At 61.2% G+C, this 21,077-nt stretch carries 20 protein-coding genes, 1 other RNA gene and 1 pseudogene; 17 read left to right on the top strand and 5 right to left on the bottom strand.

Going from position 1 to position 21,077, the window contains the following annotated elements:
* The first annotated feature begins 298 nt into the window (after positions 1-298).
* The 4 genes from B3349_RS04990 to recT all read left to right on the top strand — a co-directional run bounded on the left by B3349_RS04990 (position 299) and on the right by recT (position 2,857).
* The gene (locus B3349_RS04990; RefSeq protein WP_291586923.1) at positions 299-592 is read left to right on the top strand and encodes a hypothetical protein; all 294 of its coding nucleotides are present in this window, start codon (positions 299-301) and stop codon (positions 590-592) included.
* 136 nt (positions 593-728) lie between these two features.
* Positions 729-869: a hypothetical protein gene (locus B3349_RS04985; protein ID WP_291586921.1), complete on the top strand. Its 141-nt coding sequence runs from the start codon at positions 729-731 to the stop codon at positions 867-869.
* Positions 870-996: 127 nt separating this feature from the next.
* Positions 997-1,692: a YqaJ viral recombinase family protein gene (locus B3349_RS04980; protein WP_291586919.1), complete on the top strand. Its 696-nt coding sequence runs from the start codon at positions 997-999 to the stop codon at positions 1,690-1,692.
* Positions 1,693-1,798: 106 nt separating this feature from the next.
* Positions 1,799-2,857, top strand: a complete 1,059-nt coding sequence (gene recT, locus B3349_RS04975) for a recombination protein RecT (protein ID WP_291586918.1) — start codon at positions 1,799-1,801, stop codon at positions 2,855-2,857.
* 326 nt (positions 2,858-3,183) lie between these two features.
* On the opposite strand, the gene B3349_RS04970 is transcribed toward recT, so the two are convergent.
* Complete coding sequence (locus B3349_RS04970) at positions 3,184-5,094, bottom strand: sensor domain-containing diguanylate cyclase (protein ID WP_291586917.1); 1,911 nt, start codon at positions 5,092-5,094, stop codon at positions 3,184-3,186.
* A 621-nt stretch (positions 5,095-5,715) separates the two neighbouring features.
* On the opposite strand from B3349_RS04970, the pseudogene B3349_RS04965 reads away from it, so the two are divergent.
* From B3349_RS04965 to B3349_RS04940, 6 genes and pseudogenes are all read left to right on the top strand, one after another.
* Positions 5,716-6,135, top strand: a pseudogene (locus tag B3349_RS04965) (SAM-dependent methyltransferase).
* Positions 6,132-6,356 (top strand): hypothetical protein, encoded by a 225-nt coding sequence (locus B3349_RS04960; protein ID WP_291586916.1) that lies wholly within the window; start codon positions 6,132-6,134, stop codon positions 6,354-6,356. Before B3349_RS04965 ends, B3349_RS04960 begins: the two are co-directional and overlap by 4 nt.
* A gap of 71 nt (positions 6,357-6,427) precedes the next feature.
* Complete coding sequence (xisR, locus tag B3349_RS04955) at positions 6,428-6,679, top strand: excisionase family protein (protein ID WP_291586914.1); 252 nt, start codon at positions 6,428-6,430, stop codon at positions 6,677-6,679.
* Entirely contained in the window at positions 6,640-7,086 is a 447-nt protein-coding gene (locus tag B3349_RS04950) for an Arm DNA-binding domain-containing protein (RefSeq protein WP_291586912.1), read from the top strand. Before xisR ends, B3349_RS04950 begins: the two co-directional genes overlap by 40 nt.
* Before the next feature lie 30 nt (positions 7,087-7,116).
* Positions 7,117-7,473 carry a site-specific integrase gene (locus B3349_RS04945; protein ID WP_291586911.1) on the top strand — a complete coding sequence of 119 codons (357 nt, stop codon included), beginning with the start codon at positions 7,117-7,119 and terminating at the stop codon, positions 7,471-7,473.
* The gene (locus B3349_RS04940; protein WP_291586910.1) at positions 7,464-7,814 is read left to right on the top strand and encodes a tyrosine-type recombinase/integrase; all 351 of its coding nucleotides are present in this window, start codon (positions 7,464-7,466) and stop codon (positions 7,812-7,814) included. The genes B3349_RS04945 and B3349_RS04940 overlap by 10 nt, the downstream gene beginning before the upstream one ends.
* 119 nt (positions 7,815-7,933) lie before the next feature.
* Here the strand turns inward: B3349_RS04940 and ssrA are convergent.
* The 4 genes from ssrA to ompA form a co-directional block, all read right to left on the bottom strand.
* Positions 7,934-8,310: a transfer-messenger RNA gene (gene ssrA, locus B3349_RS04935) on the bottom strand.
* Between the two features lie 12 nt (positions 8,311-8,322).
* Complete coding sequence (locus tag B3349_RS04930; protein WP_291586908.1) at positions 8,323-8,997, bottom strand: HAD-IA family hydrolase; 675 nt, start codon at positions 8,995-8,997, stop codon at positions 8,323-8,325.
* Positions 8,997-9,710 (bottom strand): bifunctional 2-polyprenyl-6-hydroxyphenol methylase/3-demethylubiquinol 3-O-methyltransferase UbiG, encoded by a 714-nt coding sequence (gene ubiG, locus B3349_RS04925; protein ID WP_280011312.1) that lies wholly within the window; start codon positions 9,708-9,710, stop codon positions 8,997-8,999. The genes B3349_RS04930 and ubiG overlap by 1 nt, the downstream gene beginning before the upstream one ends.
* Positions 9,711-9,796: 86 nt before the next feature.
* Positions 9,797-10,441: an outer membrane protein OmpA gene (gene ompA, locus B3349_RS04920; protein ID WP_066534514.1), complete on the bottom strand. Its 645-nt coding sequence runs from the start codon at positions 10,439-10,441 to the stop codon at positions 9,797-9,799.
* Positions 10,442-10,670: 229 nt separating this feature from the next.
* Between ompA and gyrA the strand changes: the two genes are divergently transcribed.
* The 7 genes from gyrA (at position 10,671) to B3349_RS04885 (ending at position 21,064) form a co-directional block, all read left to right on the top strand.
* Positions 10,671-13,367: a DNA gyrase subunit A gene (gene gyrA, locus B3349_RS04915; protein WP_291586905.1), complete on the top strand. Its 2,697-nt coding sequence runs from the start codon at positions 10,671-10,673 to the stop codon at positions 13,365-13,367.
* Positions 13,368-13,478: 111 nt separating this feature from the next.
* Positions 13,479-14,585 carry a 3-phosphoserine/phosphohydroxythreonine transaminase gene (serC, locus tag B3349_RS04910; protein WP_291586903.1) on the top strand — a complete coding sequence of 369 codons (1,107 nt, stop codon included), beginning with the start codon at positions 13,479-13,481 and terminating at the stop codon, positions 14,583-14,585.
* Between the two features lie 135 nt (positions 14,586-14,720).
* Positions 14,721-15,824, top strand: coding sequence for a prephenate dehydratase (gene pheA, locus B3349_RS04905; protein WP_291586901.1), 1,104 nt, complete (start codon positions 14,721-14,723; stop codon positions 15,822-15,824).
* A gap of 12 nt (positions 15,825-15,836) precedes the next feature.
* Complete coding sequence (locus tag B3349_RS04900) at positions 15,837-16,724, top strand: prephenate dehydrogenase (RefSeq protein ID WP_291586899.1); 888 nt, start codon at positions 15,837-15,839, stop codon at positions 16,722-16,724.
* Positions 16,725-16,749: 25 nt separating this feature from the next.
* Positions 16,750-18,792 (top strand): bifunctional 3-phosphoshikimate 1-carboxyvinyltransferase/cytidylate kinase, encoded by a 2,043-nt coding sequence (locus tag B3349_RS04895; protein WP_291586897.1) that lies wholly within the window; start codon positions 16,750-16,752, stop codon positions 18,790-18,792.
* Positions 18,793-18,913: 121 nt separating this feature from the next.
* Positions 18,914-20,635, top strand: a complete 1,722-nt coding sequence (gene rpsA / locus B3349_RS04890; protein WP_291586895.1) for a 30S ribosomal protein S1 — start codon at positions 18,914-18,916, stop codon at positions 20,633-20,635.
* A gap of 99 nt (positions 20,636-20,734) precedes the next feature.
* Positions 20,735-21,064, top strand: coding sequence for an integration host factor subunit beta (locus tag B3349_RS04885; protein ID WP_291586893.1), 330 nt, complete (start codon positions 20,735-20,737; stop codon positions 21,062-21,064).
* The last annotated feature ends 13 nt before the right edge of the window (positions 21,065-21,077 follow it).

The raw sequence follows: 21,077 nt of genomic DNA, 5'->3' as shown, positions 1-21,077 counted from the left end.
TTGCTTTTGCCACCATTTTTGGTGGTGTGATCAGCGAGCCGCCCCACATCAAAGTGTGGACCGACCAGGCCCCCGCACACGGGTGGGCACAACCAGTTCACACGCTGCAGGCGTTGTCCACGGATTGAATGCATCCATGTACTTTCGTCCCACACTGGTCAACTAGTGTTTGTCTACGTCCAAGACGGACCAACATAAATATCTCTGCTGCTTAATCTCTCCCCAGCCCGCCCCAGCGGGCTTTTTCATTTCTAAGGCTCGCTTCGGCGGGCCTTTTTGCTTTCAAACAGGAGCATGCATGAACGCCCGACTCCCGCTGCGTGCCATACCCTCCGATGCAAATGCCCTGCCGCCCTATGAGCCTGACACTGCGCGCTTTCAGGTGACCGTCGAGGGCGTCACGCTGGACACGCTGATCCACTACGGCGATGACTTTGACCTGTCTGTCTCGGCCATCTGGCACCGCGGCGTGAACATCGCCCCGCTGCTGGAGCCGAGCATCGACGAGGCCATCCTCAGCGCCTACGACACCCACCGCCAGGCCCTGCGCCAGGACGCCCAGGTGGAGCGCCGGGCCGGCTTCTCTGATTGAGAGCCAGCATGCGCCCAACCATCCAACTCCAGCGCCTGCCGCGCCGCAAGAAGAAGCCCGCCATCAAGCGGGCTTTGTTCATTCTGGCCGTGGCCATCGTCGCCGCTCAGGCCGCCACCCAGCTTTAGGAGATCTCATGCGCTTCATCTACATCGTGAACGGCCAGCCCAGTGCTGGCACCTTCAGCACCCGCGACGCGGCATACAGCGCCGGCCTGCTGCGCGCCGGCAGCGTCATCGCGGGCATCACCACTGCCGGTGTGCGAGGTTCTGCGTGAACACCACCACTCCCCTCCACCAGCCCGCCTCGTTGCGGGCTTCTTATTTTCTGGACCTGCTCAAGTGGCTTGGCATCAGCGCACTCGCTCTGCTGGCCGCCGCAGTGACCATCTTTGCGAGGTATCCATGAATGCGCTCACCGACTTGCCACCGTTCCTTGTTCACTACAGCGCCCAGGGCACGGACGAATGGAAGCGTGCCCGGGCAGGCGTCATCACTGCCAGCATGTTCAAGACAGCGCGTGAGCGCGTTGGTGGGCTGACAGTCCAGCAGTCGGAGCTGGTGGCTGCCATCCGGGCGGGCATGACCATCGAGGCCGCAGCCGCAAAGGCCGGCTACAAGACCAAGCCGAAACTGACGGAAACCGTGCAGCGCGCCATTGAGGGCCTGCCCGTGGGCGACTTCTCCGAGGCGGCCAAGAACTATGCCTTCCGTCTGGCCATCGAGCGCATCAGCTACGAGCCACTGGATGCAGGGGTCGAGACCTGGGCCATGAATCGCGGGCACGAGCTGGAGCCCATGGCCAGGGCCGCGCACGAACAGCACGCCGACCTGGTTGTGGATCCCTGCGGCTTTGTGACCACGGTCGACAACGCATTCGGCGCGAGTGCTGACGGCTTGATCGGCCCCAGCGGCGGTGCCGAATACAAATGCTTGGTCGACCCGCTGCGCCTGCGCACCGCGCTGGTCGACAACGACATCAGAGACTTCATGGATCAGGTCCAAGGCGGGATGTGGATCACCGTGGGACTTCTGTATCTACTGCCCCGCCCTGGCCAGCATCGGCCGCGACTTCACCCGTTGGCGCGTTCCGCGCAATGACGACTACATCGACAACATGGAAACCGAGCTGCTCGAATTCAAGCAGCTCGTCGACCACAACGAAGCCGCCCTGCGCGGCAACACCCAGGAGCACGCATGAGCACGCATGAGCACCAGCATCCCCCAGGCCGCAGCCGTCAACCGCCCACTGGCCCAGATGAAGCCCAAAGAGCAGATCGCTCACCTGCTGATGACCAAGAAGGGCGAGATCGCCAAGATGCTGCCCAAGCATCTGAATGCCGAGCGCCTGCTGAAGGTTGCCCAGATCGCAGCAACCACCACCCCGGCCCTGGCAAAGTGCGATGTGGCCAGCCTGGTCGGCGCCATCGGCCAGTGCGCCCAGATGGGCCTGGAGCCCAACACCGTGCTGGGCCACGCCTACCTGGTGCCATTCAATACGAAGCGCAAAGACGGCAACGGCAATGAGCGCTGGGTCAACAGCGTGCAGGTGATCATCGGCTACAAGGGCCTGATTGACCTGGCGCGCCGCAGCGGCCAGATCGTGAGCATTGCCGCACACGAGGTCTGCGAGAACGACAAATTCGACCTAGTGTATGGCCTGGATGAAAAGCTGGAGCACCGTCCTGCCATGGGCGAACGTGGCGATGTGATCGGCTTCTATGCCGTGGCAAAGCTCAAGGATGGCGGGCACTGTTTCGAGTTCATGAGCCGTCTGCAGGTCGAGCAGATCATGCGCAGCACCCAGAGCAAGGGCAACTACGGCCCCTGGAAAGAAAACTTCACGGAGATGGGCCGCAAGACCGTGATCCGCCGGCTGGCCAAGTACCTGCCGCTCTCCATCGAGTTCCAGACTGCCGCCACGCTGGACGGCATGGCCGACGCTGGTAAGGATCAAGGCCTGGACGCCAGCACCATCATCGACGGCGAATTCGCTGTGGTGCCGGAAGACATGCCCACGGCTGGCCCAGATGAAGATGGGGTGGTCGATGGACCGTCCGCAAGCCAAACACCAGCGCCGCAGACAGTGAGTTCGCCCCGGGCCATTGGCTTCACCGCTCCGCAGGTCCTGGACATGATGCTCAAGGCCAATACGTTGGAGGCACTGGATGATGCGGGAGGACTGATTGGCGAACTGCCTGACGAGCATGAGCGCCGTAACCTGTCTGCGAAATATGACGCCTTGCGCGCTGAGATTCCTGTGTGAATAAATCGATGAGCGCCCGCCCCACTCGGCAGGAGCCCTTCAAACTTGATCACGTTGGGAGGGCCCTAGGTAGCACACCGCTTCAACCGGCGCTACTTGGACCGGCCGCATCAAGCCGCCATCGTGGACTGCGGGCAAAGGGCGCGCAGCGTTTGCGATCGAAGCAACCATGCCTCAAGAAGAAAGCCCGCAGCATGCGGGCTTTTCTACGGCTACTTCAGCAGCTGCAAACGCTGCAGAATGCGGCCAGCCCCCGGCAAATGGGGGAAGGGAAGACACAAGTTTGGGCACAGATGCCAAGCTTGGCGCCAAACTGATGCCATTCCTTATGTGGTCTGTCCAGAGTCTTCGCTTCTTGTTTGCCTGTTTGATTCAATGACGCACCCTTTGCCTGCGTGCTTTGCCATGTACATGGCTTCATCAGCACGCTCAATCAACGAATCGCATGACTCGTTATCAAATTCATAGTAGGCAATACCGATGCTGCAACCCACTTTCGTCGTGTGGATGTCTTCCACCACGATAGAGATCAGCACTTCCTGCAGGCAGCGCTGCATGGTGTGCACAACGCTTTCGCGATCGTTACGTCCGGTCAGCATCACCAGGAACTCGTCCCCGCCCAGGCGGGCAACACAATCGTGCTCACGCACTGCACTTTTCAGGCGCTTGGCTACGGTCTGCAGAACGACATCGCCGGCATCGTGCCCGTAGGTGTCGTTCACAGCCTTGAACCCGTCCAGATCTATAAAGCAAATGGCAACTGAGCTCAGGTGGCGGTTGGCAAGTGCAATGAAACGCTCCATCTGCATGACCATAAGCCGGCGGTTGGCCAGACCTGTCAAAGCGTCGTGGGTGGCTTGGTGTTCGGTTTCTTGTTGGAGCTTTTTATGGGCGTCTATATCCACAAAAATCCACACAGAATCCGTTTCTGTGATCTGTGCGGCATTGGCGTCCACCCAGAAGGTTTGAGCATTGCTTTTTTGCAACTGCACTTCGGTGCGGAAGTGCTTGTTCTGGCTGAGTGCTTCGCCGGACAGCCGCCCGATCCATTCGTATGTCTCTTGGTCCGGATAAATGCAAAGCTTGGACTGCTGGTTCAGATCAGAAATATTCATACCCAGCATGCGCGCCATGGCCTTGTTGGCCCAGAGTATTTTCCGGTCGCGCACCTTGATCATGCCGATCAGGTCATTTTCAACAAAGAAGCTTTGCTCTGTCAGCAACTCTGCATTGCGCAACTTGTCAGCCAATTCTCGCTGCTGGTGCAGAAACAGGCTTCCTGCACCAAGCGCCATAAGCAGCACACAAAGCCCTGTCAGGCCCCAAGCACGCACGGCTTCACTGCGCCAAGGCTGCAGGTAGCTTTCAGTGCTGATGCCGGTATAGACCGTCAGAGGGTAAGGGGAGGACAGGCGTTGGTAGGCGGTAATTCGCTCAATGCCGTCCAGGGCTGTTTTGGTGATGTACCACCCTTGCTCAGGGCTGCGGCGGACAGTTTCCTTCAGCGCTATTGACGTTAGCGTGCCACCAATGCCTATGCGCGACGTGGGATCAGCCTCTGAATAGCGGGCTACCAAGCGGCCTTCTGCAGAACGCAGCGTGGTTGCGCTGTCTTCACCGGGAGTCAGCTTTTCGAACAGGTTGCGGAAATGCTCAACATCCAGCACCACAAAAACAGCGCCCTTGAAGGTACCGTTTGCGCTCTCCAGCCTTCTGCTAAGCACCACGCTCCATTCCTTGAACGACCGGCTGATCAAGGGTTCCGAGATGATCATCTTGTCCGAGCGTTTGACTTCTTCAAAGTACACCCGATCCGCAATCGAAAAAGGCTGCTCATCGGGCAAAAGGCCCAGGCGCACCATGCCATTGGCATCGGCAACACGTACTGCTTTGGAGAAAGGAAGCAAAGCAGCCTGCTTGATTACTGCCGATTCAAATGTTTGTGCAGTTGCCCCGGACTGATAAAACTCATGCGCAATAGTCGAAAGGGCGTTATCAATCAGCCGCATCTCGGTGTTGAGCTCGTAGCTCAACAACCGGGCTTGGTTGACAGAAGCGTCCACGCCGCGTTGAACGTGGTACCCACGCGACTCGCGCAGATTATGCCAAGTGGACGCTATCAGTATGGCAGCAATAAAAAAAACGCCGACAACAGTTTTTAGCAAAAGCCGTCTGGATCGAATGAGACTTGTTACCACTCCATCTATCAGACGGTCAAAAAAACGGATGCTCTTCATATGCGAACCATGATTGCTCAAGATGGGTCCCGTTAATCTGCTGTTGTTGATGTGGGCAAACGTACGACAAGAGTTATTCACTGCCTATCAAGCTTCTATCTTCGATTGTGATCCCACTATCAGCGGCCGGAATGGTCCGATTTGAGGTGTGGCAAGACAAGCGCAAATGTTGACCTTAGGTCACGTTTGCGACTGACCCAACGCAGCCGTTCACACCAGAGGACTGGATACCTTCTCTCTCTCGCCGAGCCTGGGTAGCGCTTCTGCCCGCCCCCCTTCTCTTTCCCTAGGCACACCCGCATCCGCGGGCACCGGCGTCTTTACACCCAGCCGGCTGCAAGCGGGCTTTTTCATTACTGCCCCGTCTCGAACAGTAAGGCGATGACCATGCGTTTTTCACGCCATCGCGACTATGGACAGCGGAACCACTTCCTGGGCTGTTGAGCACCTGATCCGGCTGCAAGCGCCTTCGTGGCTTTGGCTGGAGCGTGGCCGCCCCCAGCCCGCCCACCGCGGGCCTTTCTCATTCTGGAATCAGCTATGACCAACGCTACACCCCGCGTATTCGCCCCCTGCTGTGGCAGCCGAATGATGTAGTTCGACAAGGCCGACCCGCGCGCCATCTTCGGCGATCGCCGCAGTGAAACCCTGACCGTCACTGACTGATCGCACCGCGATGACGGCACGCGCACGCTGACCATCGAGCCCGGCATGCTCATGGACTTCCGCGCGCTGCCTGAGCCGGACGACTCGTTCCGGCTGGTGGCATTCGACCCGCTACACCTTGAGCGCGCCGGCCCGCGCAGTTGGCTCGCGGCCAAACACGGGAAGCTCAGCGACGACTTGCGCCAGGGCTTCGCCGAATGCTTCCGCGTCCTGGAGCCCGAGGGCGTGCTGGTGTTCAAGTGGAACGAGACCCAGGTGAAGCTCCGCGAGGTGCTGGACCTTCCGCCGGAGAAGCCGCTGTTCGGCCAAGTCAGCGGTCGCGCCGGAATGACGCATTGGCTGGTGTTCATGAAGCTACAGGAGCAACACCCATGACCACTGCCACACAACGCCAGCGCCGCAAACGCTTTCTCGCTTCTTTTCTCGACACGCCATGCATCGACGGGAAATTCCGCGACTTCCACGGCGATCCACGCCAAGCGCCCAAGCGCTGGAAGCGGCTATGGGCACGCCAATGGACATACGTCCGTGGCGTGAGCGCCGCTAACCTGCTGCGGCTGCAGCGCGCCCAGTTGCAGACGCGCGGCACAACATGAGCCCCCCCCGATCTCGCCCCCTACGACAACCAGCCCCACCATTTTGAGCGGGGCTTTTTTACGTCCATGCCATGAACACCGTCGCCACCGAAACCCAAGCGCCGCCACCACCAGCAGTTGCATCAATCGAGCCCAAATGGGTACTCGCTGAAAAATTTCATGAGCTAACCGGCGTCACTCGCATGACCGTTCACAACCGCCGCCGTGAAGGCGTATGGCTGGATGGAAAGCACTGTGCCTTTATTGCTCGCCGCCTCTACGTCAACATCAAGGAAGCCGATAAATGGATAAAAAGCCAACTCCCTCAACCCCGCCGGGCGTAACCATCCGGGAAACTGCCACCGGAGCCCGCATTCAAATCGCCTTTACCTGGAATGCCAAGCAGTGCAGAGAACTGCTGCCACCCTGCACCATCAACAAGGCTTCGATTCTGTATGCCAGCAATTTGCGCAACGAGATTCGGCGCAAGGTGGCCAACGGCTCGTTTGACTACAAAGAGTATTTCCCCGGTAGCCCGAATGCAAAGCGCAAAACCATCGTCACTAGCATGATGGAAACGCTGCTGGAAAAGCAACTGCAGCTATACCAAAAGCAAGTCGACAACGGGAAGATGTCACCAGCAACGTTCCGCGGATATGCCAAGAGCATCAACGGCGAGCGCATGCGCCATTGGCACGGCTGGGGGCTGGAAGAAGTCACGCCATCTGCACTGCGTGACTGGGTCAGCTAGATGGACTGCACCTCCAAAGCCATCCGGAACATGCTGATCCCTCTGCGTTCCGTGTTTGAGGATGCACTGAACAATGGAATCATTGTCAGCAACCCGTTCGACCGCATTGCCCTGGTGAAGCTGATCCGCCAGACCAGCAAGGCCAGCGACTATGTGATCCAGCCGTTCACGCAGGCCGAGCGGGAAAGCATCTTGCAGGCATGTCGGGCCGACGAGCATCCCACCTTCTTGTTCTGGTTCAATACAGGGCTGCGCCCCGGCGAGCTGCAGGCGCTGGAGTGGCAGTACATTGACTTCGACAATGCCACAGCCCGCATTGAATGGAATCAAGTTGCCGGCGTGGTCAAGGCGCCAAAACTGCCGCAGGCATCCGGACAGTGGATCTGAACTCTGATGCAATGGCTGCATTAAAGGCTCAAAAATCCATCAGCATGCTGCGCGGCAGCCGCGTCTTCTTGAACCCTCGAACACTCGAGCCTTGGGAAACAGACGCTCAGATACGCAAGTCGGCCTGGCTGCCGATCATGAAGCGCTCAGGAATCGAGTATCGGAACCCGTACCAGATCCGGCACACTTTTGCGTCCACACTGCTTACGGCTGGGGCGAGCCCTTGGTATGTCGCCCAGCAGCTTGGGCACGAGGATGTGGAGATGGTCTTCCGCACCTACGGCAAGTTCATTCGCGAGGACTACCAGAAGCCCAAGCCCACCCTGCGCGCCGTAACCTGAATTTTGCCCGTGTGATTCTGGTGTGAATTTGGTGTGAATCTCAGCGCAACAGAGGGCAACCAACGTGGCAAAAAGACGAACGCCACACAATGGCTCTCATTGTGTGGCGTTGCTGTGGATGGTGGAGCTGGCGGGAATTGAACCCGCGTCCGCAAGCCTTCGTCAGACAGATCTACATGCTTAGCGTTCTGTTTTGAATCTCACCCGGTTTGCCGCGCAGGCGCACGCTGCAAACAAGGCCAGTACCCTATTTTCTTGTTCCACACCAAGGTACCCGGCGCAGAACCAGCTGATGTAAATTCCCTTGCAGCCTGGAGGTATTTCTACCCCCTTGCCCAGCCCATCAACGTGCTGTTGCAAGGCTCACCGGATTAAGCGGCGAGTGCGAAACGTTCGTCGTTTGCAGTTAGTTTTTTGAATGGAGATTTACGAGCGTCACTCAAGCTCGGCATGCACCGCGCTGATCCCGAACCCACGTCGAAACCAGGACAGCCCCATAGACCGTATCTTAGTCCATCCCCAGCAACTTCAAGAGCTCCAGGGGATTTTTAATTGCAGCATCCGGATTCCAGCCGGCTGTACTGTCCACGCCGCCCAGATAGCCGTAATCCGCAGCCACACCGCGCATCCCTGCGGCACGCGCCGCCTGCATGTCCCGCTCATCGTCCCCCACGTAAATGGCGTGCTCCGGCAAGATGCCCAGGCGCTCACATGCATGTAGCAAGGGTGCCGGATGTGGCTTGGCATGTGGCGTGGTATCACCACAGACCACCACCGCCGCCCGACCCAGCGTCGCCTCCTGGCGGGCAATCGGCAGCGTAAAGCGCTCGGACTTGTTGGTCACAATGCCCCAGGGACGACCTTGCTGCTCCAACCCCTGCACCAGCTGCGGCACTCCGGCAAACAGGCCCGAATGCTGCATCAGCAAGCCCTCATAGGCTTGAAAGAACTCTTCGCGGCGCAGCTCGAACTCTGGCATATCCGGCTGCAGACCCAGCGCAATGCGCAGCATTCCGCGTGCGCCCGTGCCCACAAAAGGCCGGTAATGCGACAGCGGCAAATCATCCAGGCCCGCATCGCGACGCAATACATTCGCTGCGGCGGCCAGATCCGGAGCACTGTCCAGCAAAGTGCCGTCCAGGTCAAACAACACGGCGCGCACGCCATTCCAGGGCACGGCCATCACAGGACGGGCCGGCGTGTCGCCAGCAGGTAGTTCACGCTGGTGTCGCCACTCAACCAGTAACGCCCCGTCAAAGGGTTGTGCTCCATTCCCTTGGCCGAATCAACGACCAAGCCCGCATCCATGGCAAATTGCGCCAGCTCGCTGGGGCGGATGAACTTGTCGAATTCATGGGTACCCTGCGGCAGCATCTTGAGCACATACTCCGCCGCCACAATGGCCAAGGCATACGCCTTGGGATTGCGGTTGATGGTGGAGAAAAACACCCAGCCACCCGGCTTGACCAACTGACCGCAAGCCCGCACCACCGAGGCCGGATCCGGCACATGCTCCAGCATCTCCATGCAGGTCACCACATCAAAGGCACCCGGCTTCTCTTCCGCCAGCACCTCCACCGGCACCTCGCGGTATTGCACGCCCGTGGTGCCGGCTTCCAACGCATGCAGCTGCGCCACGCGCAGTGACTTGGTGGCCAGATCGATCCCCAGCACCTGCGCATCCTTGCGCGCCATGGAGTCGGCCAGGATGCCACCACCACAGCCTACATCCAGCACCTGCTTGCCCTTCAGCGAGGCAAGACCGTCAATCCACGCCAGGCGCAGCGGATTGATCTGGTGCAAAGGCTTGAATTCACTCTCTGTATCCCACCAGTGGTGGGCCAGGCTGGCAAATTTCTCCAGCTCGGCTGGATCCACATTGGTACTTTGGCTCATAGTGAAAGATTGTCACCCATCCACGGGCATATCAGCAGGAATAAAAAAAGCCCCGTTGCCGGGGCTTTTTAGAGGCAATCCGAAGATTACTGAGCGGCGCGGGTACCGACCACTTCGATTTCCACGCGACGGTTCTTGGCGCGGCCTTCCTTGGTCTTGTTGTCGGCCACGGGTTGCTTTTCGCCCTTGCCTTCGGTGTACACGCGGTCCTTGGCGATGCCCTTGGACACCAGGTAAGCCTTCACGGCTTCAGCGCGACGCACCGACAGCTTTTGGTTGTAAGCGTCAGAGCCGATGGAGTCGGTGTGACCCACAGCAATCACGACTTCCAGGTTGATGTCCTTGACCTTGGAGGCCACGTCATCCAGCTTGGCCTTGCCTTCGGGCTTCAGAACAGCCTTGTCGAAGTCAAAGAAAGCGTCAGCAGCGAAGGTCACCTTCGAAGCCACGGCGGGAGCGGGAGCGGGAGCGGGAGCAACAGCAGCGGGAGCAGGAGCCACAGCAGGAGCGGGCTGCAGAGCACCGTCGCAACCCACAGCAGCAGTAGCAGGCGTCCAGTTGGCATCGCGCCAGCACAGTTCGTTCGTGCCGTTCTTCCAGACGTGTTCGCCGGTGCCGTTCTGCCAGTTGTCGATGACATTGCCACCGTTAGCTGCCTTGACTTGAGCGCCAGCGGCAGTTGCCAGGGCGGCGGTTGCGAACAGCATCGCTACTTTGTTCAGTTTCTTCATGGTTCTCCTCTTGGGGATTGAGCCGTGGCCGGACCACGGAATTGAGGACGTCATTAGTGACCATCACCAAGAACGCTGGTTTTGATTGTGCCATACGTAACAGAGCAAAAGCCAAGGCCCTTGGGCACCAACAGTAGGACAAAAGCCTAATACCGGACATGTGTTGCCTGGCAGCAACATGCCATTCACCCTAAAATGACCGCTCTTCGCTGTCACCGTATAAGAGTACATGACCCAGTTTGCCAAAGAAACACTTCCCATCAGCCTAGAAGAAGAGATGCGCCGCAGTTACCTCGATTACGCAATGAGCGTAATTGTGGGCCGCGCACTCCCTGATGCGCGCGATGGCCTGAAGCCCGTGCATCGTCGTGTGCTCTATGCCATGCACGAGCTCAATAACGACTGGAACCGCCCCTACAAAAAATCGGCGCGTATCGTCGGGGACGTGATTGGTAAGTATCACCCCCACGGCGACAGCGCCGTGTACGACACCATCGTGCGTATGGCCCAGGATTTTTCCCTGCGCCACATGCTGGTCGATGGCCAGGGCAACTTCGGTTCGGTGGACGGCGACAGCGCCGCTGCCATGCGTTACACGGAAATCCGCCTCTCCAAGATCGCCCACGAAATGCTGGGCGACATCGACAAGGAGACCGTCGATTTCGGCCCCAACTATGACGGCTCCGAAAGCGAGCCGCTGACCCTGCCGGCCCGCCTGCCCAATCTGCTGGTGAACGGCTCGGCTGGTATTGCCGTGGGCATGGCCACCAATATCCCGCCACACAACCTCAACGAAGTGGTGGACGCTTGCCTGCACCTGCTGCGCAATCCGGAAGCCAGCGTGGACGACCTGATGGAAATCGTGCCCGCGCCCGACTTCCCCACCGCCGGCATCATCTACGGCATCAATGGTGTCAAGGAAGCCTATCGCACCGGCCGCGGCCGTGTGGTGATGCGCGCCAAGGTGCACTTTGAAGACATCGACCGGGGCCAGCGCCAGTCCATCATCGTGGACGAGCTCCCCTACCAGGTGAACAAGAAGACCCTGCAAGAGCGCATGGCCGAGCTGGTGCACGAAAAGAAGATCGAAGGCATCAGCCACATCCAGGACGAGTCGGACAAATCCGGCATGCGCCTGGTGATCGAACTCAAGCGCGGCGAAGTGCCCGAAGTGGTGCTGAACAATCTGTACAAGCAGACCCAGCTGCAGGACACCTTCGGCGTCAACATGGTCGCGCTGGTCGACGGCCAGCCCAAGCTGTGCAACCTCAAGGATCTGGTGCAGGTCTTCCTGCAGCACCGCCGCGAAGTGGTAACCCGACGCACCGTGTTCGAGCTGCGCAAGGCGCGAGACCGGGGCCACGTGCTGGAAGGCCTGGCCGTGGCGCTGGCCAATATCGATGACTTCATCGCCATCATCCGCAACGCCCCCACCCCACCGGTGGCCAAGGCCGAGCTGATGGCCAAGAGCTGGGACAGCAAGCTGGTGCGCGAAATGCTCACCCGCACCCGCGAAGACGGCGGCGTGGTCAATGCCGACGACTACCGCCCGGAATCGCTGGAACGCGAATTTGGTCTGGGCCAGGATGGCCTGTACCGTCTCTCCGACACGCAAGCGCAGGAAATCCTGCAAATGCGCCTGCAGCGCCTGACCGGCCTGGAACAGGACAAGATCGTCGCCGAATACCGCGAGATCATGGCCGCCATCGAAGACCTGCTGGACATCCTGGCCAAGCCCGCCCGCGTGTCCACCATCATCGGTGACGAGCTGACCACACTGAAGACCGAATTCGGCCAATCCAAGAAGGGCATGCGCCGCTCCACCATCGAGTACAGCGCGCAAGACCTGTCCACCGAAGACCTGATCACCCCCACCGACATGGTGGTGACGCTCTCGCACACCGGCTACATCAAGAGCCAGCCGCTATCCGAATACCGCTCACAAAAGCGCGGTGGCCGCGGCAAGCAGGCCACTTCCACCAAGGAAGACGACTGGATCGACCAGCTCTTCATCGCCAACACGCACGACTACCTGCTGTGCTTCTCCAACCGCGGCCGCCTTTACTGGCTCAAGGTCTGGGAAGTGCCTGCAGGCTCGCGCGGCTCGCGCGGACGCCCCATCGTCAACATGTTCCCGCTGCAAGAAGGCGAGAAGATCAACGTGGTGCTGCCGCTCACCGGTGACAACCGCAGCTTCCCAGAAGACCACTACGTCTTCATGGCCACCAGCATGGGCACCGTCAAGAAGACGCCGCTGACGGAGTTCAGCAACCCGCGCAAGGCCGGCATCATTGCCGTGGGCCTGGACGAAGGCGACTTCCTGATTGGCGCCGCACTCACCGATGGCAAGCACGACGTGATGCTGTTCTCTGACGGCGGCAAGGCGGTGCGCTTCGACGAAAACGATGTCCGCCCCATGGGCCGCAATGCCCGCGGTGTCCGCGGCATGAACATCGACGACACGCAAAACGTGATTGCCATGCTGGTGGCCGAAGCCGACGACGGCACCGGCAACGTGGTCGAAGGCTCGCAAAGCGTGCTGACCGCCACCGAAAACGGCTACGGCAAGCGCACCCACATCGGTGAGTACACCCGCCACGGCCGCGGCACCAAAGGCATGATTGCCATCCAGCAGTCCGAACGCAACGGCAAGGTCGTGGCCGCCACCCTGGTCGGCACCGAAGACGAGATCATGCTGATCACCGACACCGGCGTGCTGGTGCGCACCCGGGTGGCAGAGATCCGCGAAATGGGCCGTGCCACCCAGGGCGTCACACTGATTGCACTGGACGAAGGCGCCAAGCTCAGCGGCCTGCAGCGGATTGCCGAAAACGACGCCAACAGCGACGCCGAAGGCGACCCGGAAGCCAACCCCGGGGAGGCCACCGAAGGCGATGACACCCCCGAGGCACCCTCGGCGGAATAAGCCCCACACCCCACTGCGCAAGCTGTGGGGTGTTTTTTCGCCTAACATTGCATTTTTGATAGCTGACTGCGCCGACTACCGTGGCGCTGCAGCCCGATTTGATAGCCGACCATGACGCGCCCTTACAACTTTTCCGCCGGCCCCGCCGCCATCCCCGAAGAAGTCCTGCAGCAAGCCGCTGCCGAGATGCTGGACTGGCAAGGCTCCGGCATGGGCGTGATGGAGATGAGCCACCGCGGCAAGGAATTCATCAGCATCTACGAAGCGGCAGAAGCCAACCTGCGCAGCCTGCTGGCCGTGCCCGCAAACTTCAAGATCCTGTTCATGCAAGGCGGCGGCCTGGCCGAAAACGCCATCGTTCCGCTGAACCTGTCGCAAGGCGGTGCGGTGGACTTCGTAGTGACCGGCAGCTGGAGCCAGAAGTCTTTCAAGGAAGCCGGCAAGTACGCCAGCAACCGCCTGGCCGCCAGCGGCGAGGCCAGCAACTTCACCAGCGTGCCCGATGCCGCCAGCTGGAAGCTGGGCAGCGATGCGGCCTACGTGCACCTGTGCAGCAACGAAACCATCCACGGCGTGGAGTTCCAGCAACTGCCCGACCTGCAGGCCCTGGGCTGCAACGCCCCGCTAGTGATCGACTTCTCCTCGCACGTGGCCTCGCGCCCGGTGGACTGGAGCCGCGTGGGCCTGGCTTTTGGCGGCGCGCAAAAGAACATCGGCCCGGCCGGCCTGACCATCGTCATCGTGCGCGAAGACCTGCTGGGCCGCGCCCTGCCGGCCTGCCCCACGGCGTTCGACTACAAGACCGTGGCAGACAACCAGAGCATGTTCAACACGCCGCCCACCTGGGGCATCTATATGGCAGGCCTCACCTTCCAATGGCTCCAGCGCCAGACCGAAGGCAGCCTGACCGGCGTGGCCGCCATGGAAGCGCGCAACATCGCCAAGGCCGAGTTGCTGTATGGCTATATCGATGACTCGCAGCTGTACGTGAACAAGGTCGACAAGGCCTACCGCTCGCGCATGAACGTGCCGTTCCTGCTGCGTGACGAAAGCCGCAACGATGCCTTCCTGGCCGGCGCCAAGGCACGTGGCCTGCTCCAGCTCAAGGGCCACAAGTCCGTGGGCGGCATGCGCGCCAGCATCTACAACGCCATGCCGCTGGCGGGGGTGCAGGCACTGGTCGACTACATGCGTGAATTCGAGCGCACCAGCGCCTGACGCCTGACCTCCACCACCCCGCACAGATAAAAAACAAGCCGCCGGTGCGTGCAGCACCACGATTTGCCGCAACGCTCTATGGCAAACGTTTGTCACCTGCATGCGTACAGGCTGCTTTTGCATTTTGAGGATGCCATGAGCACAGAACCCCAAGCCAGCCCCGAGCTGCTGAAGCTGCGCAACGAAATCGACAGCCTGGACAAGCAATTGCTGGAGCTGGTCAACCAGCGCGCCCGCGTGGCCGAGCAAGTGGGCGACCTGAAGAAGCTGGAAGGCTCCACCTTCTTCCGTCCCGACCGCGTGGCCCAGGTCATCGAAAAGATCAAGACCCACAACCCCGGCCCGCTCAAGGGCGCGCATGTGGCCGCCATCTGGCGTGAAATCATGTCCGCCTGTCTGGCGCTGGAATCGCCCCAGCGCGTGGCCGTGCTCGGCCCCGAAGGCACCTTCTGCGAAGAAGCCGCGGTGCAGTACTTTGGCGGTGCCGCCGACTTCCTGTACTGCAACACCTTTGAAGAAGTGTTCCACGCCACCGCCGCCGGCAGCGCCCAGTACGGCGTGGTGGGCGTGGAAAACTCGACCGAAGGCGTGGTCAACCGCACCCTGGACATGTTCCGCAACTCGCCTTGCCACATCGTGGGCGAGGTGAGCATGCTGATCCGCCATAACCTGCTGCGCACCAGCAACACGCTCGACGGCATCGAGGTGGTGGCGGCCCACCCCCAGGCCCTGGCACAGTGCCACGCCTGGCTGTCCAAACACCTGCCCCATGCCGAGCGCCGCCCGGTCGACAGCAATGCCGAAGGCGCCCGTCTGGCAGCCCTGAACCCCGGCTGGGCCGGCATCAGCAGCGAACGCGCCGCACAGCAGTTTGGCCTGCACATCGTCAGTCACGCCATCCAGGACGACGCCTACAACCGCACGCGCTTTGCTGTCATCTGCCTGCCTCACACCCTGGCCACACCTGCCCCCACAGGCAAGGACTGCACCAGCCTGGTCATTTCCGTGCCCAACCGCCCCGGCGCCGTGCACGATCTGCTGGTCCCCCTGAAGACGCACGGCGTCTCCATGACGCGTTTCGAATCGCGTCCGGCCCGGACCGGCCAGTGGGAGTACTACTTCTACATCGACCTGGAAGGTCACCCGGCCCAGCCCAACATGGCAAAGGCCTTGGCCGAGCTGCAGAGCCTGAGCGCCTTCTACAAGGTGCTGGGCACCTACCCCGTGGCTGCAGCCTGAGGACGCTCCCGCATGTTTGAACAACTGGGATTGATCGGCTGTGGCCTGATGGGCGGCTCGTTTGCGCTGGCGCTGAAAGAAGCCGGTCTGGTGAAGCGTGTGGTCGGCTATAGCAAATCCCCCTCCACCACCGAACGCGCCCGCCAGATGGGCGTGATTGATGACATCGCGCCCACCGCCGCCATGGCCGCCTCCGGTGCCGACCTGGTGCTGCTGGCCATGCCAGTGGCCGCCACCGAAGCCACGCTCCAATCCATACAGCAGCAGGTCACCCCCCGCACGCTGGTGATGGACGTTGGCTCCACCAAGACCGATGTGGTGCACGCTGCGCGCAACGCACTGGGCAACAGCTTCGGCAGCTTTGTGCCAGCCCACCCCATCACCGGCAAGGAAGTGGCCGGCGTCGAACACGCCGACGTCCACCTGTACCGCAATGCCCTGGTGGTGCTGACCCCCACCGAGCACACCCTGGCACCCCAGTTGCAGCATGCCGAAGCACTGTGGAAGGCATTGGGTTGCCGCGTGACCCGCATGGCACCGGAAACACACGACACCGCCTTCGCGGCCGTCAGCCACCTGCCCCACCTGCTGGCCTTTGCCATGATGAACGGCATACTGGCCCAGCCGGAAGCGGCCCATTTTCTGTCGCTGGCCGGCCCCGGCTTTCGGGACTTCACACGCATTGCTGGCGGCGAGCCCCGCCTGTGGCGCGATGTGCTGCTGGCCAACAAAAAAGAAGTGCTGGCCCAGTCCCGCCACTTCCAACAAGCACTGCAGCAGTTGGAACAGGCCATGCTGGCCGATGACGACCAGGCGCTGCAAGCCCTGCTGACCCGGTCCAGCACTGCCCGCCTGCACTGGACCATGGGCCAGCCCCCTGCGACACGCACGCCGGCCTGACTGTATTTTTGAGAATTCCTCCTGCATGTACCGCACCGCATTCCTGGACCTTCCCGCGCTGGCCACGGCCGGCGGCACCGTCAGCCTGCCCGGCTCCAAAAGCATTTCCAACCGCGTACTGCTGCTGGCCGCGCTGAGCCAGGGCACGACCACCATCCACGACCTGCTGGATTCCGACGACACCCGCGTGATGCTGGCCGGACTCAAGCAACTGGGCTGCACCATCACTCCTGACGCCGTCACACCCAGCCAGCCGATTGCCGTGACCGGCATTGGCGGCCGGCTGCCCGCTGGCACGGCCGCCACCCTGTTCCTGGGCAATGCCGGCACCGCCATGCGCCCGCTGACCGCCGCCCTGGCCCTGCTGGGTGGCAACTTTGAAATGACAGGCGTGCCCCGCATGTACGAACGCCCGATCGGCGACCTGGTCGATGCGCTGCGCCAGCTGGGCTGCCAGATCGATTACCTCAAGGATGCAGGCTTCCCGCCGCTGAAAATCGGCCAGCCGGACTTCAGCTGCTGGAGTGACGCCCCCATCCAGGTGCGCGGCGATGTCTCCAGCCAGTTCCTGACCGCGCTGCTGATGGCACTGCCCCTGCTGGCTACGGACAAGGCCATCACCATCGAGGTGGTGGGGGAACTGATCTCCAAGCCCTACATCCACATCACACTGGAACTGCTGGCGCGTTTTGGCATCCAGGTTCGCAACGAAAGCTGGCAGCGCTTTGTGATTCCTGCCGGCAGCCGCTACCAGTCGCCGGGCGCCATCCATGTGGAAGCCGACGCCTCGTCCGCCAGCTACTTCATCGCCCTCGGCGCCCTCGCAGCCGCCACACCCGGCCAGCCGGGCGTGCGGATTCTGGGCGTGGGCAAGGACTCCATCCAGGGTGACATCCGTTTTGTGGAGGCCGCCCAGGCCATGGGAGCGCAGGTGGAAAGCGGCCCCAACTGGCTGCAGGTAGGCCGTGGCGCCTGGCCGCTGAAGGCTATCGATCTGGACTGCAACCACATTCCCGACGCCGCCATGACGCTGGGCGTGATGGCGCTGTACGCCCAGGGCACGACCACGCTGCGCAATATCGCCAGCTGGCGCGTCAAGGAAACCGACCGCATCGCCGCCATGGCCTGCGAACTGCGCAAGCTCGGCGCCACAGTGGAAGAAGGCGCGGACTACATCCGCATCACCCCACCCGCCAGTGCTGCCGGATGGAAAGCCGCCAGCATCCACACCTATGACGACCACCGCGTGGCCATGTGCTTCGCACTGGCTGCCTTCAATCCGGCCGGCCTGCCGGTGCGCATTGAGGACCCGCAGTGCGTGGGCAAGACCTTCCCGGACTTCTTTGAATCGCTGTTTGCCGTGTGCGACACCCCGGCACAGCAGATTCCGGTGATCTGCATCGACGGCCCCTCCGGCTCCGGCAAAGGCACCGTGGCAGCCCAGGTGGCCGAACGCCTGGGCTACCATCTGCTGGATTCCGGCGCGCTCTACCGCATCACCGGTCTGGTGGCCACCCGCGCCGGCATGGCCCTGGAAGCCGCCAACGCCGAACGCATTGCGGCGCTGATTGCAGCGCAGCAGCTGGAATTCACCCCCGACCAGCGCGTACTGGTCAATGGCGAAGATGTCTCGCTGGCCATCCGCTCCGAGGAAGCAGGCATGAATGCCTCCAAAGTCTCGGCCTTCCCGGCCGTGCGCAGCGCCCTGCTGGGCGTGCAGCACGCTTTTCGCACCCTGCCCGGCCTGGTGGCCGACGGCCGTGACATGGGCACGGTGATCTTCCCCCAGGCGCCGCTGAAGGTCTACCTCACGGCCAGCGTGCAATGCCGCGCCGAGCGTAGGTATAAGCAGTTGATTTCCAAGGGACTTCCTGCTAATATGCAGGCGCTTTTTGCGGACCTTGAAGCCCGGGATGCGCGCGACATGCATCGCGCAGCCGCCCCCCTCAAGCCCGCAGAAGACGCGCTGCAACTGGACAACTCCACCGGCACGGCCGAAGAAGCCGTACAACAGGTGATGGACTGGTGGGCAGCGCGCCAGCCTTTTGCGCCCGCCGCACAAGGCTGAGCACTGGGTCCGCACACCACATTCGCGCCTTTTTCATGCGCACTGGTGCTGCGGTTTGCAACCTTTTAACCCGCAGGGTGACACCTGCAAGCCTCTGCTTACAGACATAAAAACGCCGGCAATGGTGCCGACGGAAACCTGTTTGCAGTCAAGGAACTACATGTCTGAATCTTTTGCAGCCCTTTTTGAAGAGTCGTTGACACGCACCGAAATGCGTCCTGGCGAAGTCATTACCGCTGAAGTCGTGCGCGTTGAGCACAACTTCGTGGTGGTGAACGCTGGCCTGAAGTCGGAAGCCTACGTGCCTCTGGACGAGTTCAAGAACGACCAGGGCGAAGTCGAAGTCCAAGTGGGTGACTTCGTGTCCGTGGCCATCGGCTCCATCGAAAACGGCTACGGCGACACCATCCTGTCGCGCGACACCGCCAAGCGTCTGGCTTCCTGGCTGTCGCTGGAAAAGGCGCTGGAATCCGGCGAATTCGTGACCGGCACCACCTCCGGCAAGGTCAAGGGCGGCCTGACCGTTCTGGTCAACGGCATCCGCGCTTTCCTGCCTGGTTCGCTGATCGACACCCGTCCCATCAAGGACCTGACCCCCTACGAAAACAAGACCCTGGAATTCAAGGTCATCAAGCTGGATCGCAAGCGCAACAACGTGGTGCTGTCGCGCCGCGCTGTGGTCGAAGCCTCCATGGGCGAAGAACGCGCCAAGCTGATGGAAACCCTGAAGGAAGGCGCCATCGTGCAAGGCGTGGTCAAGAACATCACCGAATACGGTGCGTTCGTTGACCTGGGCGGCATCGACGGTCTGCTGCACATCACCGACATGGCATGGCGCCGCGTGCGTCACCCTTCGGAAGTGGTGACTGCCGGCCAGGAAATCACTGCCAAGATCCTGAAGTTCGACACCGAGAAGAACCGCGTGTCCCTGGGCCTGAAGCAAATGGGCGACGATCCTTGGATGGGCGTGTCGCGCCGTTATCCTTCGGCCACCCGTCTGTTCGGCAAGGTCACGAACATTGCCGACTACGGCGCGTTCGTGGAACTGGAACCCGGTATCGAAGGTCTGGTGCACGTGTCCGAAATGGACTGGACCAACAAGAACATTGCTCCTTCCAAGCTGGTCACCCTGGGTGACGAAGTGGAAGTCATGGTTCTGGAAATCGACGAAGACAAGCGTCGCATCTCCCTGGGCATGAAGCAATGCAAGGCCAACCCCTGGCAAGAATTCGCTCAGAACACCAAGCGCGGCGACCGCGTGAAGGGCCCTATCAAGTCCATCACCGACTTCGGTGTGTTCGTGGGTCTGGCTGCCGGTATCGACGGCCTGGTGCACCTGTCCGACCTGTCCTGGAACGAAACCGGCGAAGCCGCTGTTCGTAACTACAAGAAGGGCCAGGAAGTCGAAGCCATCGTGCTGGCCGTGGACGTGGAGCGCGAGCGCATCTCCCTGGGCATCAAGCAACTGGACAGCGATCCTTTCACGACCTTCGTGACCGTGAACGACAAGGGCCAGATCGTGACCGGTAAGGTCAAGACCGTGGACCAACGTGGCGCTGAAATCGATCTGGGCGAAGACATCATCGGCTACCTGCGCGTGTCCGAACTCTCCCGCGATCGCGTGGAAGATGCCCGCTCCGTGCTGAAGGAAGGCGACGAAGTGACCGCCGTGGTGGTGAACGTGGATCGCAAGACCCGCAACATCCAGCTGTCCATCAAGCAAAAGGACCAAGCTGAACAGCAAGAAGCCATGGCTTCCCTGTCGGCCCAATCCTCCAAGGAAAATGCCGGCACCACCAGCCTGGGCGCTCTGCTGCGTGCCAAGCTGGACGCCGACAAGTAATCCCACAGCGTTAGCCCTGCGCTAACACTGAGGATTTGCAAGCAGCGGGCGCTCTCTCGGCGCCCGCTGCGCTTTTCACCCTAGCCTCACTTTTGTGCGATGACCCGATCTGACCTCGTCGAGGAACTGGCCGCCCGCTTCGATCAGCTGACCCAGCGCGATGCCGAACTGGCCGTGAAAACCATCCTGGACGCCGTGAGCGACGCCCTGGTGCGTGGCCAGCGCATTGAGATCCGCGGTTTTGGCAGCTTCTCTGTCACCCGCCGCCCCCCCCGTCTGGGCCGCAACCCCCGCAGCGGTGAAGCTGTGCAGATTCCCGCCAAGCGCGTCCCCCATTTCAAGCCCGGCAAGGCGCTGCGCGAAGATGTGGACCACCCTGTGTCCACGGCCGCCGGCGACACCACCCCCCTCCTGCAACGCAAGGTCTGAGCCCTCGAATCCA

The sequence above is a fragment of the Comamonas sp. UBA7528 genome, from assembly GCF_002479375.1.
GTDB lineage: Bacteria > Pseudomonadota > Gammaproteobacteria > Burkholderiales > Burkholderiaceae_C > Comamonas.
This window is presented reverse-complemented; position numbering and strand designations above follow the sequence as displayed.

Excerpts from the sequence above, each read along its gene's own strand:
- gyrA (WP_291586905.1), top strand. The coding sequence starts at position 10,671 with ATGACCCAGTTTGCCAAAGAAACACTTCCCATCAGCCTAGAAGAAGAG.
- B3349_RS04900 (WP_291586899.1), top strand. The coding sequence starts at position 15,837 with ATGTTTGAACAACTGGGATTGATCGGCTGTGGCCTGATGGGCGGCTCG.
- B3349_RS04985 (WP_291586921.1), top strand. The coding sequence starts at position 729 with ATGCGCTTCATCTACATCGTGAACGGCCAGCCCAGTGCTGGCACCTTC.
- B3349_RS04960 (WP_291586916.1), top strand. The coding sequence starts at position 6,132 with ATGACCACTGCCACACAACGCCAGCGCCGCAAACGCTTTCTCGCTTCT.
- ubiG (WP_280011312.1), bottom strand. The coding sequence starts at position 9,710 with ATGAGCCAAAGTACCAATGTGGATCCAGCCGAGCTGGAGAAATTTGCC.
- pheA (WP_291586901.1), top strand. The coding sequence starts at position 14,721 with ATGAGCACAGAACCCCAAGCCAGCCCCGAGCTGCTGAAGCTGCGCAAC.
- recT (WP_291586918.1), top strand. The coding sequence starts at position 1,799 with ATGAGCACCAGCATCCCCCAGGCCGCAGCCGTCAACCGCCCACTGGCC.
- B3349_RS04950 (WP_291586912.1), top strand. The coding sequence starts at position 6,640 with ATGGATAAAAAGCCAACTCCCTCAACCCCGCCGGGCGTAACCATCCGG.
- xisR (WP_291586914.1), top strand. The coding sequence starts at position 6,428 with ATGAACACCGTCGCCACCGAAACCCAAGCGCCGCCACCACCAGCAGTT.
- ompA (WP_066534514.1), bottom strand. The coding sequence starts at position 10,441 with ATGAAGAAACTGAACAAAGTAGCGATGCTGTTCGCAACCGCCGCCCTG.
- B3349_RS04930 (WP_291586908.1), bottom strand. The coding sequence starts at position 8,997 with ATGGCCGTGCCCTGGAATGGCGTGCGCGCCGTGTTGTTTGACCTGGAC.
- B3349_RS04945 (WP_291586911.1), top strand. The coding sequence starts at position 7,117 with ATGCTGATCCCTCTGCGTTCCGTGTTTGAGGATGCACTGAACAATGGA.
- B3349_RS04885 (WP_291586893.1), top strand. The coding sequence starts at position 20,735 with ATGACCCGATCTGACCTCGTCGAGGAACTGGCCGCCCGCTTCGATCAG.
- B3349_RS04970 (WP_291586917.1), bottom strand. The coding sequence starts at position 5,094 with ATGAAGAGCATCCGTTTTTTTGACCGTCTGATAGATGGAGTGGTAACA.
- serC (WP_291586903.1), top strand. The coding sequence starts at position 13,479 with ATGACGCGCCCTTACAACTTTTCCGCCGGCCCCGCCGCCATCCCCGAA.
- rpsA (WP_291586895.1), top strand. The coding sequence starts at position 18,914 with ATGGTGCCGACGGAAACCTGTTTGCAGTCAAGGAACTACATGTCTGAA.
- B3349_RS04990 (WP_291586923.1), top strand. The coding sequence starts at position 299 with ATGAACGCCCGACTCCCGCTGCGTGCCATACCCTCCGATGCAAATGCC.
- B3349_RS04895 (WP_291586897.1), top strand. The coding sequence starts at position 16,750 with ATGTACCGCACCGCATTCCTGGACCTTCCCGCGCTGGCCACGGCCGGC.
- B3349_RS04980 (WP_291586919.1), top strand. The coding sequence starts at position 997 with ATGAATGCGCTCACCGACTTGCCACCGTTCCTTGTTCACTACAGCGCC.